Source organism: Endozoicomonas montiporae CL-33, assembly GCF_001583435.1.
Lineage (GTDB): Bacteria > Pseudomonadota > Gammaproteobacteria > Pseudomonadales > Endozoicomonadaceae > Endozoicomonas_A > Endozoicomonas_A montiporae.
In genome coordinates this window covers 5,133,562-5,148,885 of record NZ_CP013251.1, presented here as the reverse complement: position 1 = coordinate 5,148,885, position 15,324 = coordinate 5,133,562, and the positions used below count along the sequence as shown (strand labels likewise).

Sequence of the window (15,324 nt, the reverse complement as noted above, 5' to 3'; positions counted from 1 at the left end):
CGTATTTTAGCAGACAGGGCTAGAATCACAGAACTGTGCCACTACCGACTTTTCCATTGCCAAATATTTTACCCTCAGGGAGCTGGGAGTAGCTGATGAACGGTTGCGGATTACGTATGTTAAAGCGTTAAGAATCGATCAGGCGCATATGGTGCTGACGTATTACCCAAAGACCGGACAGGAGCCTCTGGTACTGGATAACCTTGAGGGCAAAATCCTGCCTGCCAGTGAACGCAAAGACTTGAAGCCGGTTTATAACTTTAATGGTGATGGCTTGTGGATTTCCCGCCAGCGAGGTAAAGGTGTAAGAGTCGGCAAGGCTGACCGGATCAGTTTATGGATGGAATTGAGGGAACGGCTGGGCTCGGAACTGGATGATGATTTAAGCCAGACGCCTAAAGACGAGACCAGAAAACCCGGACCGAAAACAGGGACAAAACCATGACTTTAATCAGGGAACTGGCGCTGTATCTGACAATCCTGCTGCTTCTGCTGTTTTCGGGCAGTTTTGTCATGAACATCATTGATGCCCGCAGCTATTTGCAGGATCAGCTGGAGTCCCACGCTCAGGACACGGCTACGTCTCTTGGAGTGGCGATTGCAACCACCGAGCCTGACAATAAAGCGGCTATAGATTCTCTGGTGGATGTGGTGTTTGACAGGGGTTATTACCGTCTGATCCGTTTTGTTGATCAAAATGGCAACCTGATTGCGAGCAGTCAGCATGAACTGCGGCTGGATGATGTGCCAGTGTGGTTTATCAAACTGGTTAATCTTGAAGCTCCCATGGTGGCGTCCGAAGTGAACCGGGGATGGATGCCGGCAGGCATTATTTTTGTGGCGAGTCATCCGGGTAATGCCTATCGGAGTTTGTGGAGTAAGACTCTGCATGGTTTATTGCTCTTTGGTGGAGGACTCTTACTGGCGATTCTGGGGCTGAACCTTCTTCTTAACGTAACTCTTCGTCCGTTGAAAAAACTGGAAAAACAGGCAAACGCTATTTGTGAGCGATCATTTGTTCAGCAGAATGTATTGCCAAAAAACAAAGATCTGCGCCGTGTGGTTGAGGCAATGAACCGTATGGCAGGCAATCTGGAGGAACAGTTTGCCGAAAAAATGATGCTCACCGAAGAGTTGCGCAAACGCTCGGTCAAAGATGCCCTCACGGGTATTTTGAACCGCCGGGCTTTTGATGACCGCATTGCTAATGTTTTGCAGGATGAAGAGCGTGGCGAATCTGGCGGTGCTTTGTTAATGGCACAGATTTCCGGGCTGGATGGCTTTAACAAGAAGAATGGCCGGAATGCGGCTGATTTGCTGTTGGTGGATATTGCCGGTCGAATCAGCAGAACGGTTGAGACCTGGCCGGAAGCGGTGGTCGGTCGGCGCAGTGGTACGGTGTTTTGTGTCTTTGTCCCTGCCTGTGATCTGGAGCAAAGCCGACGGGTCACTGAAGCTTGCTTTCGGGCAATGGCTTCATTGCCTTTCTTTCTGAGTGAGGACGGTCAGGATCGCCTGCACATTGCAACGGTAACCCATGTGGGCAGAACCAATGCAGAGGAAATCATTCAGGAATCAGACCGGTTGCTCCGGGGGCTTCAGCATCAGTCCGGAAGAAGCGGCTGGGAAGTGAAACAAGTCGATGGCAGTCATGATCAGCCCTATCACCACTGGAGTGAGGGTAACTGGCAGGAGTCGTTAAAACAGGTATTGAAAGGGCAGGAAGTCGAGCTGTTTGTTCAGACCGTTTACAACACTGATCGAAAATCTGTCTTCAGAGAAGTGTTTGCCCGCCTCCGGCTGTTGGGAGAATTGGCTCCGGCAGAAGCTTTTCTGCCTATGGTGGAACGGTTTGATCTCCATGCCGATTTTGACAAATTGGTGGTTGAAACACTGATCGTGCATATGCGCAAAGATGATGGCAAGACGCGTTACTGTGTCAATCTCTCTCCGCGCTCTTTGCTGGATGACGGATTTACAGGCTGGTTACTGGAAACGTTAAATGCCGTACCCGATGTGACAGCCAGGTTGATACTGGAAGTTCCCGAGCGAACTCTGGTGATGGCGGGTGAAGCAATGCCCTATCTTGTCAGGCGACTGGTGAAAACCGGCTGCCGTTTTTCTATCGATCATTTCGGTATTGCCAGTCGTTCCATCACCAGCCTGCATGAGCTGGAGCTCGATTACATCAAGGTCGATGGCAGTTTTGTGCGTGGGCTCTGCAACAATCAGGGTAACCAGTTTTATATCCGGACGCTGGCCATGCTGGCAAAGAGTCGCGATATTCTGCTCTTGGCGCAGGATGTTGAACAGGAAGAAGACTGGTTACAACTGCAGGAACTCGGCGTTCAGGGTGGTCAGGGATATTATCTCGGTCGGCCACAGAGGCTCTGAAACACTCGCCCTCCGTGCATGAATAGAGGATAATGCGCCTTACGGCTGGAATGGTGGTGAGGACATTATGGCTCTGGATGAGATCAAAGAGCGCATTTCTACAACAATGCAGAAAATAACCGGCAAGTTAAGTGGCGAGTCAGGCAGTAAGTTACAAGGTTGCAGTTTTTCAGGTGCCTTTGCGAATTCACTGAGTGCCATCAAAGGAAAAGTCAGTGGCAGGGGCGCGGCAGGCATTCTGGCTGTTATTGTGATTTTTTACTCTGCTCTGGGTATTTACTGGAGCATTCCTCCCAAGCCTTTTTCGGTGAAAGAAAATGCAGAGCTGCTGGCCGAAGCCAATGGCGGTGAAGTCGTTACCGGCTATACCACCACTGCAGCTTTGTACCGTCTGGCAGATACCCTGCTGACCAAACGCGGTGGTTATATCCGCAATGACATTATGCCGCCCGGTGTGTTTCTCGATAATATGCCGAACTGGGAACTGGGTGTTCTGATTCAGGTGCGGGATATGGCAAGGGCTCTGCGTAAGGATATGAGCCGTTCGCAGTCTCAGTCCCGTGAAGATGCCGACCTTGCGATTGCCGAGCCACAGTTTAACTTCGATTCCAAAAGCTGGATTCTGCCATCCAGTGAAAAAGAGTATCGTCGTGGCATCGAGAAGCTGGAAAGCTATATGAACCGTTTGCCACGCAAGGATGACCCCGCACAGTTCTATGCCCGGGCAGATAACCTGACCCGCTGGCTGGCTGATGTGGAAACCCGTCTTGGCAGTCTGTCCCAGCGTTTGAGTGCCAGTGTTGGGAAACCAAGATTGAACACGGATCTGGCTGGCGATGCAGCGGCGCAACAATCAACATCCGCAGATGATGTGGTGGATGTGAAAACACCATGGAACAAAATTGATGATGTTTTCTATGAAAGTCGTGGTACGGCTTACGCGCTGATCCATTTACTGAAAGCGGTAGAAGTAGACTTTGCCGATGTGCTGGAAAAGAAAAATGCCACCGTCAGCCTGCGTCAGATCATTCGTGAGCTGGAAGCCACTCAGGATACTGTCTGGAGTCCGGTTATTCTGAATGGCAGTGGTTTTGGCATTCTGGCTAATCACTCCCTCGTTATGGCGAATTATATTTCCCGCGCTAATGCCGCAATCATCGACCTGCGTCGTCTGTTAGAGCAGGGCTGAGCCCCGCCAACCGCAAAGGCTTTCTGTGTATGTGAGTCAGCAAAGCCTTTGCGGAATACTTCCTGAAATGATTCCTGAATGAATAGTGTTTAATTAATCGTGTGTAAGGAGCCTTATGTCTGCTGAGAACCTGAAGCAGCAAATCGAGTTTATAAATGAATTAGATAAACTCAAGTCGGTGTACCGTCAGACCATGGTGAAGTCGGAAAACAGCCGACAGGAAAACAGTGCCGAGCATAGCTGGCACATTGCCATGATGGCGACGTTGCTGGTGGATTATGTGTCTAAGCCGGTGGATATTCATCGTGTGACGATCATGCTGCTGATTCACGATATTGTCGAAATTGATGCCGGTGATGCGTTCGTGTTTGATGCCAATCAGGTGGCGGGTCAGGAAGATAAAGAAATCAAAGCCGCTGAGCGGTTGTTTGGCTTGCTGCCAGAATGTCAGCGGGATTATGTCATGGCACTGTGGCAGGAGTTTGAGGCTCTGGAAACCCACGACGCCCGTTTTGCCAAAGCCATGGATTGCATGCTGCCTCTGCTGCAGAATATGGACAATAATGGCGGCAGCTGGTCAAAGCATTCCATCAGTCGTGCCCAAGTGCTGAAGCGCAACCAGTATCTGGAAAGCGTGGCTCCCGAGCTTCATGAATATGCATTAAGCCAGATTGATCTGGCGGTAGAGAAAGGTTGGTTGAAACCTTAGGAAAGTAACGATGAGCAACAGCAGACTGGTTTATTCAACCGACGTTGGTCGTGTAAAAGAAGAGAAGCCTGAACAGGCAACCATCGGTGATGGTAATGTCCGTGTGCGTCCGGAAAAAAAAGGACGCGGCGGAAAAACGGTAACGGTTATCAGTGGTCTGCCGCTGGCAGGTAATGACCTGAAAGCCTTTGCCAAAAAACTGAAAAAACGGGCAGGCGGTGGCGGTTCTGTTAAAGATGGCAACATTGAATTACAGGGCGACCATGTGGACGTTATGGTTGATGTACTGAAAAAAGAAGGTTATGACGCCAAACGATCAGGCGGATAAGAAGCCGCCTGATCGACGGAAAGATTGCCTTACATCAGTGCAGCCTGAAAGGCAGTATTGTTTCATTAATCTCAGTTTCCCATAAAACGACCAGCAATAAAGGAAGGAAACTGAGATGAGGAAAATTTCCACAGTATTACTCCTCTGCGCATCGCTTCCGGTCTCCGCCAACGGGCTTTATGTCGGTGGGCAAATCGGCACTTCGATGATCAAGGGCGATTTGTCCAACGTCAGCACTTCCCGTCAGTCAAACTTCTTCAGTTACGGTGCTTACGCCGGTTATGAGTTGAGTTTCCCGTCACTGTTTATTGCCGCAGAAGCGGATTTTATCTGGAATGAAGCGACCATGAAGTCGAGGCATCCAGAGTATGAAAAGCAGAACATTCTCGGTATCAGTGGTCTTGTGGGAGTACCAGTAACTCAAAGCATTGACCTTTATGGACGGGCAGGACTGGTCAGAAGTGAGTTCAAACTCAAAGAGCCTGCCAACAATGCCAGCTTCAGTCAGGATAAAAATGGTTGGTCACTGGGGTTTGGTGGGCGCTTCCGGTTTGATGAGAGAATGTCAGCCCGGATCGACTATCGATACAATCAGTTTGATCAGCCCCGGTTTGGTGTTTATACAACCAGTAAAAAAGCTAGAGAACATCTGATCAGTGTTGGCCTGCAGTATCAGTTCTGACGAACTCTTTCTGCTGTTGTCACCAGTTTGTTGCTGGTGACCAGCATCACCAAGGTAGTTCGGTTCCATCGTAAGCCAGAAACTGTCCTGTGCTATCAGACGACGACGTTTTAATAACGTTCAATAGCTGTTGAACGGATTTCTCAGGGCTGAACAATTTTTCCGGCGACACATTCCTTTGGAATGGCTTGGAAAGCGGGGTGTTCGTTGTGCCCGGATGCAGTGCCAGAACAGTGCATTTTGGAACGGTTCTTTTCCATTCAATACTGATCGTTTTCAATGCCATGTTCAGGGCGGCTTTGGCGCAGCGATAACTGATCCAGCCTCCCAGATAGTTGTCCGAGATACTGCCAACTCTGGCTGAAATGACGGCAAAACGACTGTCTTCAGACTGCTTGAGGGCGGGTTGAAAATATCGCGCGAGCAACAGGCTGGGAAGTGTGTTGGCTTTCAGGCTTTCAAGAAAGAAATCAGACTCAATGCTCTGTATGGTTTTTTCAGGCATGTGAGTCTGATTGTGCAGAAGCCCGGCAGCGTTTATTAGCCAGTCCAGTTTTGAAAGCCTCTTGGACAGGTTTTCTATCTGTGACTCATCGGTCAGGTCCAGCGAATGCCAGACAAGGTTATTATGCTGAAACTCTGGCTCCTTTGATCGCCAGGTGGCATGAACAGTGGCATCAGGCATGGTATTCAGAATGGCTTGTACCATTGCCAGACCAATACCGCCATTACCACCTGTGATCAGAATATCCATATTGTGTACCGGAGCTTTTTCAGCTGTTGTTTTGCTGACCGGAAACGGAACGCTCTATCAGATGGTTGACCACAGATGGATCTGCCAGTGTGGTCGTATCCCCCAGATTGTCCGTATCCCCCTCGGCTATCTTCCGCAAAATGCGTCGCATGATTTTTCCGGAGCGCGTTTTGGGAAGTGCTACCGTCCACTGTATACGCTGCGGTTTAGCAATTGGACCAATTTCAGACGCAGTGAGTTTAATCAATTCGCTTTCTAACTCTGAAGAAGGCTCCATACCATCCATCGGCATGACAAATGCGTAAATGGCTTCTCCTTTTACCGGGTCAGGAATACCTACGACCGCAGCTTCTGCCACGGCTTTATGCAGCACCAGAGCACTTTCGATTTCGGCAGTCCCCAGACGATGCCCGGAGACATTCAGTACATCATCAACCCTGCCGGTAATCCAGTAATAACCGTCTTCATCTCTGCGGGCACCGTCACCAGTACAGTAGTAACCGGGGAATCGGCTGAAATATGTGTCGAGCATTCTTTGGTGGTCGCCATACAGTGTACGAATCTGGCTCGGCCATGAACCGGAAATCACGAGATTACCTTCACCGGGGCCTACAATCTTGTTGCCTTCATCATCCAGCAAGTCAGGTCGAATTCCCAAAAACGGGCGAGCGGCAGAGCCTGGCTTCAAACCGTGAGCACCGGGCATGGGCGTGATCATCATGCCGCCGGTTTCGGTCTGCCACCAGGTATCCACAATCGGACAACGGTTGTCGCCTACAACGCTGTAGTACCAGTGCCAGGCTTCAGGGTTGATAGGTTCGCCCACTGTGCCCAGCAAGCGCAAACAGGAACGGGATGAATTTTCAACATAGTCATTACCTTTTGCCATCAACGCCCGGATTGCGGTTGGAGCGGTGTAGGCAATGTTAACCTGATGCCGGTCAACGATTTCCCAGATACGTGATGCGTCCGGCCAGAAGGGCAGCCCTGCGTACATCAGGGTGGTGGCACCATTGGAAAGAGGCCCGTAAACCATGTAGGAATGACCGGTAATCCAGCCAACATCGGCGCCACACCAGAACACTTCGCCTTTCTGATAATCAAACACATAGTGGAAGGTGACGGTGGTGTAGAGAATGTAACCTGCGGTGGAATGCAGTACCCCTTTGGGTTTGCCGGTAGAGCCAGAGGTATAAAGGATAAACAGCGGGTCTTCGGCGTCCATTATTTCCGGATCACAGTCTGCAGGCTGATCAGCAGTCAGGTTGTGATACCAGTGATCCCGACCTTCAACCCAGTTGATATCGCTGCCACTGTGCTTTACCACCAGTACATTCTTCACTCCGGGGCAATGCTGCAGGGCTTCGTCAACATTGGTTTTCAGCGGGATGGCTTTGCCACCTCTTATGCCTTCATCGGCAGTGATAACGGCACGACAATCGCAATCGAGAATTCTATCCTGCAGGGAATGCGGTGAAAAGCCGCCAAAAACAACCGTATGAACGGCTCCGATTCTGGCACAGGCCAACATGGCAAAGGCTGCTTCGGGGATCATGGGCATATAGATGCACACGCGGTCACCCCGGTTGATGCCCAACTGTTTCAGAGCGTTAGCCAGTTTACAGACTTCGTCGTGTAACTGCTGATAGGTATAGCTTTTTTGCTCATCGGGTGTGTCACCTTCCCAAAGGATGGCCACCTGATCGGCACGTTTTTCCAGATGACGGTCAATACAATTAACACTGACGTTCAGCTGACCGCCTTTGAACCATGTCACATCCCCTTTGCCGAAGTCACCTTCGTAAACCGTATCCCATGGGCGAAACCAGTTGATGTAGTGTTCAGCCTTGTAGCTCCAGAACTCTTCCGGCTTTTCCAGCGAATACCGGTACAGGGACTGGTACTTATCGTCTGTCATCCAGGCTTGCTGAAAGTGGTCAGGAACCGGATAGATGTTCGTTTTGGACATTGGCTAAATCTCTTGGTTGAAGATCAAACAGTATAGAAGCGGGTATTCAGCTATCCGGAAAAATTTATACTCAATTGACTGTGGGAGTTGCTGCCTGAGTTATACAGCCTCCCCGGCTATTTAAATACGGAGATTTTACCAATTTCGCCGTAAAGCCTCGCCCAATGCGGGCGGGGATATAAGGCGGGAATGCGTAAAGCATTCCGTTTGCGTGTTTGTACGTAACTTGCTACTCTGCTTCTGTCTCTTGTAGACCTACCGTGGGGCACACGGGATGTTAAGTCTGCGGAGTTCGTGTGAGACTTGGGGAGCATGGGTTGATTCGCCATCGTAAAAGCTCCCACTGTAGAACTTTTATTCGATAATCAAGCCTGTTCCCTGAGCAACGAACTGTGAAACAGAAACGTCCTTGAGCGATCAAGGACCCTCGCCCGAAAGTTCGGGGAGAGTCAGAGTTCTCCACCATGCCTTTCAGAATGTTTGTGTGGTAATAATGGCTGTCTGGTTGAACCAGGTATGAAAAACAGGCTGCAAGCCGCATTGGTCGCCTTGTGTTTATCGTCGTAAGCAGCGAATAAATCCACCATAACATGCCCTTTTTTTGCATTAGCCATTTTCAGGAAGTTTGTGGAAGAACAGGAGCATTTAGCAACAGGCCTCGAGTCTAAGTTGCACTTTTGATTGTCTTCGTTACCTTCTCTGGCTTTGGTGAACTCATTAATATCGATATAACCGTGATCATACAGATCGATTTGAGCGTAATTAAATGTGGTGCTTTCTCTTAATCCATTTATAAGACTATGTTGGACTGAATTTGACTCAGAAAAGTACGTTTTAAAGATGTTTTGATTATAAGAAACACAATCGTCGTCATCGGTATAATAGGGGTAAGGATCTGCTATTAGTTGGATTAATAATGCTTCTTTACCTTCATATTTATTGGGAGTATCCGTCTTTGATCTGACAGCACCCCATGGTAGATGGAAAGCACAATCCTTCGCAGATTTTTCGCACGCTTTGAATGTAATAGACTCTTCCAAAGCTCCCCTATGGTTAATGTAACGTTGCCAGTGTTTGCCAGCAGGCATCAGTAATAAGGGCATCTCATTAGACTCCGGAATGTAGATGTCACTGAGTTGCAGTAAAATTAACAGACCTGAGTAATCAGAGTTATCAGCGATGTAAGCGCATGCATAAGTCAGTGTTGAGTCATCAAGGTACATTGCTCCATGAAAGTGAATTTTAATAGGCATATCCGAGCTGTGCAGACTCTTCGTTGCTCCGGAGTCTTTAGCATACTTTCCATTCGATATGAATCTGGCATTGGCAAACAGTGCAGGCATACCTTTTGGCAGTTTTTTCAGGCTGGCCTGCCATCGACGGTCGTCAGGTGCATCTTTATTTTCCGTCATTGTTATTTCATCAACATCAGGGCAGGAAAACACGCTGGCAACAGAAGCAGCAGGAAAAGCAATACACAACAATGCTGCTATCAGGAACGGTCTGAATCTAATCATTACAACCTCCTCAACCCATTGATTTAGTAGGTATGAGGTTGGCACAGGATTGAAATATATCCAGCACAAATGACAGCAGGCTATATTGATTTGCCATTGATATGACCTGCCGTGAAAATATTAACAGTTGACTTCAGTATGAGCCGCTCCGCTTCTGGCGCAAGCCAGCATGGCAAAGACTGCCTCGAGGATCATAGGCATATAGATGCAGATGCGATCACCCCGACTGATACCTAATTTTTCAGAGTGTCATCCAGGCTTGCTGAAAGTGGTCAGGAACCGGATAGATGTTCGTATCAGACATTGGCTGAATCTCTTGGTGAAAGATCAACCAGTATAGAAGTGGGGATGCAGCTGTCTGGAAAAATTTAAAGCGGGAGAGGTCTCAGAGTGACCCCTCTCCCGGATGATGTTGTTTCAGGCTAAGTGTTTACAATTCTTCCTTATTTTGTTCTATGGAATGGTCATGTGGTTCATGTTCTTCAGTTAACTCAGGGATAAAAAACAGGTTGCAATCCGCTTTGGCAACCGTGAATGAGTCCTCTTTGTAAGCTGCGAATAAATCCAGCACAACATGCCCATTGGCATTAACCGCTGCTTTCAGGTTTTCGGAAGAACAGGAACATTTGGCAGCAGATTTCGAGTGTACGTCGCATTCCTGATTGTCCTGATTACCTTCTCTGGCTTTGGTGTACTCATTGATATCAACAAAGAAGTCGCTATCAACCAGAGTGATACCAGTACCATTGATTGCTTTTCCTTCGAATGGCTCTAAAAACTGGTATTCGGTTGAATTTAATTGTTTCAGATACAACCCCTTTCCGAAGCGGGTGGGGTCAGGAGCAAGAGATAAATGGATGCGAAATGAAGCGGCCTGATTTGAAGGCTTAGGCGTTTCGACGTTTGATCTGGCAGCGACCCGTGGCAGATGGAAAGCACAATCCTTTGCGGATTTACTACATACTTTGTATGTTGCTTCCATGTACTCAGTCCAGTGATCCTGCTTGTTCGTGATCCAGTGCTTGCCTGAAGTCTCCAGCAGTAGTGGCAGGTAAATTGAACCAGGGATGTAGGCCTCACTGAGGCGCAACGAAACGGACAAGCCTTTGAGATCATGGCGGTCAGCTTCGTAGTAGCAGGTGTAAGTCATAGCGCTACTGTAAACCGCTTCAACAAAGTGGATTTTAAACGGCATATCGCTGCTGTGCAGGCTTTCTGTTTTGTCGTTCTCCCCATTGCTTTCGTATTTGGCTGTGGCGAGTACCTCTGGCATACCTTTTGTTGGAGTTTGCAGGTTTGATTGCCATTTTTTGTAGCTAGGGGTATTTTCCATGTTATTTCTTATCATTGTTATTTCATCAGTATCAGGACAGGAAAATACATCGGCAGCAGAAACAGTAGGAAAAGCAATACACAACGATGCTGCTATCAGAAATGATCTGAATCTCATCCTTACAACCTTCTCAACTCATTGATTTAGGAGGTATGAGGTTGGCACAGGATTGAAATATATCCAGCACAAACGACAGTAGGTTATATGGATGTGGCGTTCATATAACCTGCCGTGAAAATATTAACAGTTGGCTTTCAGTTGTTGCTTTTCGTCTTCGGAAAGATAAGCAATCGTCAGTCCGTTTTCCTGAGCCTTGCGGATATCGGCCGGAGTCAGACCCGCGGCTGGTGCAGCCACTTCGTATTCATGGGGCAGCTCAATACCTTCTACGGCTGGGTCATCGGTATTAATGGTGGCAAGAATGCCGTGATCCAGAAATGCCTTCAATGGATGAGAGGCAATATCCGGGAAGGTGCTGGTCTGAATATTGGAGGTCAGGCAGGACTCGATGCCGATGTTATGTTCTGCCAGATAGTCCATTAATTTCGGGTCGGAAATCGCTTTAACGCCATGACCAATGCGCGTGGCACCCAGATCGTTAATGGCCTGCCACATGCTTTCGGGGCCAGCAGCTTCGCCTGCATGCACAGTCACATTCAAACCTGATTCACGAACCTGCCTGAAGTGGTCTGTAAACAGCTCGCCGGGTTTACCCAGTTCGTCACCCGCCAGATCAATGGCTACCAGTTTGTCTTTAAAAGCAAGGCAGGCATCCAGTTCTTTCTGACAGGCTTCCTGCCCGAACGTGCGACTCATAATGCCAATCAGGTTGGTTTTGACACCAAAGTCACGACTGCCAGCCGTTACCCCGTCTATCACCGCTTCTACCACGCCTTCAGGGTTCAGGTTATGGGTCATTGCCATGTACCAGGGGCTGAAACGCAGTTCCGCGTAGTCAATCTGTGCGTTCAGGGCGTCTTCAACGTTTTCATAGGCAACACGGCGACAGGCATCGTAATCCGCCAGAACCTTGATGCCCCAGTCCAGTTTGGTCAGAAAGCTGACCAGGTCAGGCTCGTTACTGAGTACACGAACATGAGGAATCAGGTCTTCGAGCGTATTGGCGGGCAGTTCCAGGTTGTGTTGTTGCCCCAGTGCCAGAATGGTTTCCGGACGGATATTGCCGTCTAGATGGCGGTGAATGTCGGTTAACGGGATGGACTTGTCGATCATTGAACTGGCTCTTTTTAGTGTCGTAGGCGCAGTATTGCAGGGAATATGACGTAAGTCTAAAGTTCAGGTTATGCAGTCTAAATTGGAAGCTTATGAATCCGGTGATAATAGTAACGAGGTTCTTCAAGCAGATCTTAAACAGACAAAGCAGCAAGTATTTGAGCTTGAACAGAAGCTTGTTGATCAGGAACAGGAAATGCTGGCTGAGATCAATCAAGCTGAACGAGCTTATGCTGAAGAGAACAAGCAGTTGTTGGATCTGAAGCTTAAGTTTAAGCATGATGAACAAATACGAGATGACTTGAAAGCAACTCAGCACCAGCTGATAGCTGAAACAGCCGCCAGAAAGAAGTTTGTAGATGATTTGTATGCACAGCTGGGAGAAGAAAACAAAGCTGTTATTGAAGCTCTGGCTAAGCAACACTTTGGTGCTTAACTCGATGGTGTATTGATGCATTCATCGAAGAAATAAAAACGGAGCCATCAGGCTCCGTTTTTACTATATCAACCCGGCAATCAATCAGACATTAAACTGCTTGAAGCGATTGACCAGACCGTTGGTAGAGCTGTCCTGATCGGAGGTTGCACCTTTTTCGGTGATACGATCGTAAACACGGTTACCCAGTACTTTACCGAGCTCCACACCCCACTGATCGAAAGAGTTCACCTGCCACAGCACGCCCTGAACAAACACTTTCTGTTCGTACAGTGCGATCAGTGCGCCAGCTACTTCCGGAGTGATTTTCTCAGGCACAATCATGTTGTTTGGACGGTTACCCGGAATCACTTTGTGCGGCGTCAGACGTTCAACGTCTTCAGCAGCCACGCCAGCAGCCAGCATTTCGTCGCGGATCTCTTCCATGGTTTTGCCCTGCATCATCGCCTGACTCTGTGCGACCGCGTTGGCAAACAGCCATGGGTGCTGTTCACCCAGCGGGTTGTGAGAAGTGGCCGGAGCAACGAAATCAACAGGGATCAGTCGTGTACCTTGATGCAGCAGCTGGTGGTAAGCGTGCTGATCGTTGGTGCCGGTGCCACCCCAGATAACGGCACCTGTCTGGTAATCAACGGTTTTGCCGTCCAGAGTGGTGCGCTTGCCGTTGGATTCCATATCCATCTGCTGCAGGTGACCCGGGAAATCACGCAGGAAGTAATCGTAAGAGATTACTGCGTGAGACTCGGCACCAAAGTAGTTTTGGTACCAGATGCCCAGCATACCCATCAGCACCGGCATGTTCTGATCCAGTGGTGCGGTTTTGAAATGGTTGTCCATGTCGCCAGCACCCTTGAGCAGGCGTTCGAAGTTATCGAAGCCAACCACCAGACTGATCATCAGACCAATGGTGGACCACAGAGAGTAACGACCGCCCACCCAGTCCCACAGTGGCAGGGTGTTTTCCTGAGCAATACCGAACTCGTCGATGGCTTTCAGGTTGGTGGAAATGGCGACAAAGTGCTTGCGAATATCAGCTTCGGCACAGCCCTGATCCAGCATAAACTTGCGGGCAGCCTGAGCGTTCTGCAGGGTTTCCAGAGTACCGAAAGACTTGGATGCCACGATGAACAGAGTGGTTTCCGGATCGATCTTGCGCAGTACTTCAGAGATTTCGTTCGGGTCGATGTTAGCAACGTAGTGATGCTCCAGACCTTTCACGTGGTAAGGAGTCAGGGCATTGATGGCGGTTTTCAGTCCGAGATAGGAACCACCGATACCGATGTTCACAATGTGCTTAACCGGCTTGCCGGTGTGACCTTTCCACTCGCCTTTGTGCACCTGTTGGGTGATCTCTTTCATGCGCTTGTGGGTGTCACGGATCATTGGCATAACGTCTTTGCCATCGACCATCACCGGGTCTTTGCCAAAATAGCGCAAAGCAGTGTGCAGTACGGCACGGCCTTCAGTGTTGTTGATCTTTTCACCGGAGAACATGGCTTTGATGGCTTCTGGCAGCTTGGCTTCTTCAGCCATTTTGGTCAGGCTTGCCAGAACATCGTCGTTAATCAGGTTTTTGGAGTAATCCAGAAACAGACCAGCAGCTTCCATGGTGTACTTGTCAAAACGCTGTTTGTCAGCGTCAAACAGGTCGCGCAGATGAGTACCAGCCAGCTGCTTTTGCAGTTCGACCAGCTTGTCAGAAGAGGAGAGATGACTCAGAGGGGTCATCGGAGATGAATGAGTGCTCACAGTTAAACCTCGTGGGTGTAGCTCGTTGGTTTAGAGAGTCGTTAGCTGCAAGTTGGGTTGAGCGTATGCGACACTCGACACGGTGACTTGAATTGAGCTTCCGTGTTGGGAGTCACTTCGTTCGTCCCAACCTACAGTTTTGTACGAAGAAATACAGTAATTACAAATCAGAGATCAAACGCAAGGTTGTCGATCAGTCGGGCTTTGCCCAGGTAGCCCGCCGCCAGAATCACCAGCGATTGATCTTCAGCACCTGCTGGCAACAGCGTCAGGGTGCTGCTGATATTAAAGTAGTCGGGTTTGAACCCTGCTTCAGCCAGTTTGGCAAAGGCATTGCGGCGCAGCAGATCATAGTCTCGCTCGCCGGCAATAATTGCTTTACGGGCATCCTGCAGGCACTGATGCAGGGTAGGGGCAATCACTTCCCGCTCTTCCTGAGTCAGATACCCGTTACGCGAACTTTTGGCCAGTCCGGTGGCTTCACGGGCAATGGCAGCGCCAATGATTTCCACGGGCATGCACATGTCCCGCACCATTTTGCGAATGATCGTCAGCTGCTGAAAATCTTTCTCGCCAAATACCGCCACATCCGGGCGCACGATATTGAACAGTTTGGTCACCACCGTTGCAATGCCTGTGAAGAAGCCCGGGCGGCTTTTTCCGCAGTGCATACCGTCCAGAATATCAACAGACACATGGGTATGGTTCTCGCTGCCTTCCGGATAGATCTCGGTGGTCTGGCAGGCAAACAGAATATCAACACCGTGATCCATCAGCAGCTGACTGTCCTGCTCCATGGTTCTGGGGTAGGAGTCGTAATCTTCATTAGGACCAAACTGCAGCGGGTTCACATAAATGCTGACCACGACCACGTCGCAGGCTTCTTTGGCCTTTTCGACCAGTGTCAGGTGTCCGCCGTGAAGGTTGCCCATGGTGGGTACAAAACCAACACGTTTGCCTTCTGCCTTTAACGCCGCTACCGCAGCCTGAACTTCAGAGATTGTATGAACGGTTTTCATAATGCTTGACTG

14 protein-coding genes and 1 pseudogene are annotated in these 15,324 nt (G+C 49.2%); 7 read left to right on the top strand and 8 right to left on the bottom strand.

What is annotated here, in order from left to right; translation table 11 throughout:
- The first annotated feature begins 103 nt into the window (after nt 1–103).
- The 6 genes from EZMO1_RS23765 (at nt 104) to EZMO1_RS23740 (ending at nt 5,302) form a co-directional block, all read left to right on the top strand.
- The gene (locus tag EZMO1_RS23765) at nt 104–445 is read left to right on the top strand and encodes a hypothetical protein (protein ID WP_236632055.1); all 342 of its coding nucleotides are present in this window, start codon (nt 104–106) and stop codon (nt 443–445) included.
- Nucleotides 442–2,394, top strand: a complete 1,953-nt coding sequence (locus tag EZMO1_RS23760; RefSeq protein WP_034877817.1) for a bifunctional diguanylate cyclase/phosphodiesterase — start codon at nt 442–444, stop codon at nt 2,392–2,394. The genes EZMO1_RS23765 and EZMO1_RS23760 overlap by 4 nt, the downstream gene beginning before the upstream one ends.
- 67 nt (nt 2,395–2,461) lie before the next feature.
- Entirely contained in the window at nt 2,462–3,583 is a 1,122-nt protein-coding gene (locus tag EZMO1_RS23755) for a DUF2333 family protein (RefSeq protein WP_236632056.1), read from the top strand.
- Nucleotides 3,584–3,698: 115 nt separating this feature from the next.
- On the top strand, nt 3,699–4,292 hold the full coding sequence (locus tag EZMO1_RS23750) for an HD domain-containing protein (protein ID WP_034877818.1): 594 nt from the start codon (nt 3,699–3,701) through the stop codon (nt 4,290–4,292).
- Nucleotides 4,293–4,302: 10 nt separating this feature from the next.
- On the top strand, nt 4,303–4,620 hold the full coding sequence (gene yciH, locus EZMO1_RS23745) for a stress response translation initiation inhibitor YciH (RefSeq protein ID WP_034877819.1): 318 nt from the start codon (nt 4,303–4,305) through the stop codon (nt 4,618–4,620).
- A 115-nt stretch (nt 4,621–4,735) separates the two neighbouring features.
- Nucleotides 4,736–5,302: an outer membrane protein gene (locus EZMO1_RS23740; protein ID WP_082212269.1), complete on the top strand. Its 567-nt coding sequence runs from the start codon at nt 4,736–4,738 to the stop codon at nt 5,300–5,302.
- 46 nt (nt 5,303–5,348) lie between these two features.
- On the opposite strand, the gene EZMO1_RS23735 is transcribed toward EZMO1_RS23740, so the two are convergent.
- From EZMO1_RS23735 to add, 6 genes and pseudogenes are all read right to left on the bottom strand, one after another.
- Nucleotides 5,349–6,056 (bottom strand): SDR family oxidoreductase, encoded by a 708-nt coding sequence (locus tag EZMO1_RS23735; protein ID WP_034877821.1) that lies wholly within the window; start codon nt 6,054–6,056, stop codon nt 5,349–5,351.
- Between the two features lie 19 nt (nt 6,057–6,075).
- A complete protein-coding gene (gene acs / locus EZMO1_RS23730; protein WP_034877822.1) occupies nt 6,076–8,025 on the bottom strand; it encodes an acetate--CoA ligase in 1,950 nt (649 codons plus the stop codon).
- 449 nt (nt 8,026–8,474) lie between these two features.
- Nucleotides 8,475–9,587, bottom strand: a complete 1,113-nt coding sequence (locus tag EZMO1_RS23725; protein ID WP_160174095.1) for a hypothetical protein — start codon at nt 9,585–9,587, stop codon at nt 8,475–8,477.
- A gap of 84 nt (nt 9,588–9,671) precedes the next feature.
- Nucleotides 9,672–9,776, bottom strand: a pseudogene (locus EZMO1_RS28375) (AMP-binding protein); the annotation flags it as partial.
- Nucleotides 9,777–9,972: 196 nt separating this feature from the next.
- Complete coding sequence (locus EZMO1_RS23720; protein ID WP_145912721.1) at nt 9,973–10,875, bottom strand: hypothetical protein; 903 nt, start codon at nt 10,873–10,875, stop codon at nt 9,973–9,975.
- Between the two features lie 240 nt (nt 10,876–11,115).
- Complete coding sequence (gene add, locus EZMO1_RS23715; RefSeq protein ID WP_034877825.1) at nt 11,116–12,108, bottom strand: adenosine deaminase; 993 nt, start codon at nt 12,106–12,108, stop codon at nt 11,116–11,118.
- Nucleotides 12,109–12,178: 70 nt separating this feature from the next.
- On the opposite strand from add, the gene EZMO1_RS23710 reads away from it, so the two are divergent.
- Nucleotides 12,179–12,544, top strand: a complete 366-nt coding sequence (locus tag EZMO1_RS23710; RefSeq protein ID WP_034877826.1) for a hypothetical protein — start codon at nt 12,179–12,181, stop codon at nt 12,542–12,544.
- Between the two features lie 84 nt (nt 12,545–12,628).
- Here the strand turns inward: EZMO1_RS23710 and pgi are convergent, their stop codons facing one another.
- A complete protein-coding gene (gene pgi / locus EZMO1_RS23705) occupies nt 12,629–14,293 on the bottom strand; it encodes a glucose-6-phosphate isomerase (RefSeq protein ID WP_086936440.1) in 1,665 nt (554 codons plus the stop codon).
- A gap of 167 nt (nt 14,294–14,460) precedes the next feature.
- A complete protein-coding gene (panC, locus tag EZMO1_RS23700) occupies nt 14,461–15,312 on the bottom strand; it encodes a pantoate--beta-alanine ligase (RefSeq protein ID WP_034877828.1) in 852 nt (283 codons plus the stop codon).
- Nucleotides 15,313–15,324: the final 12 nt, after the last annotated feature.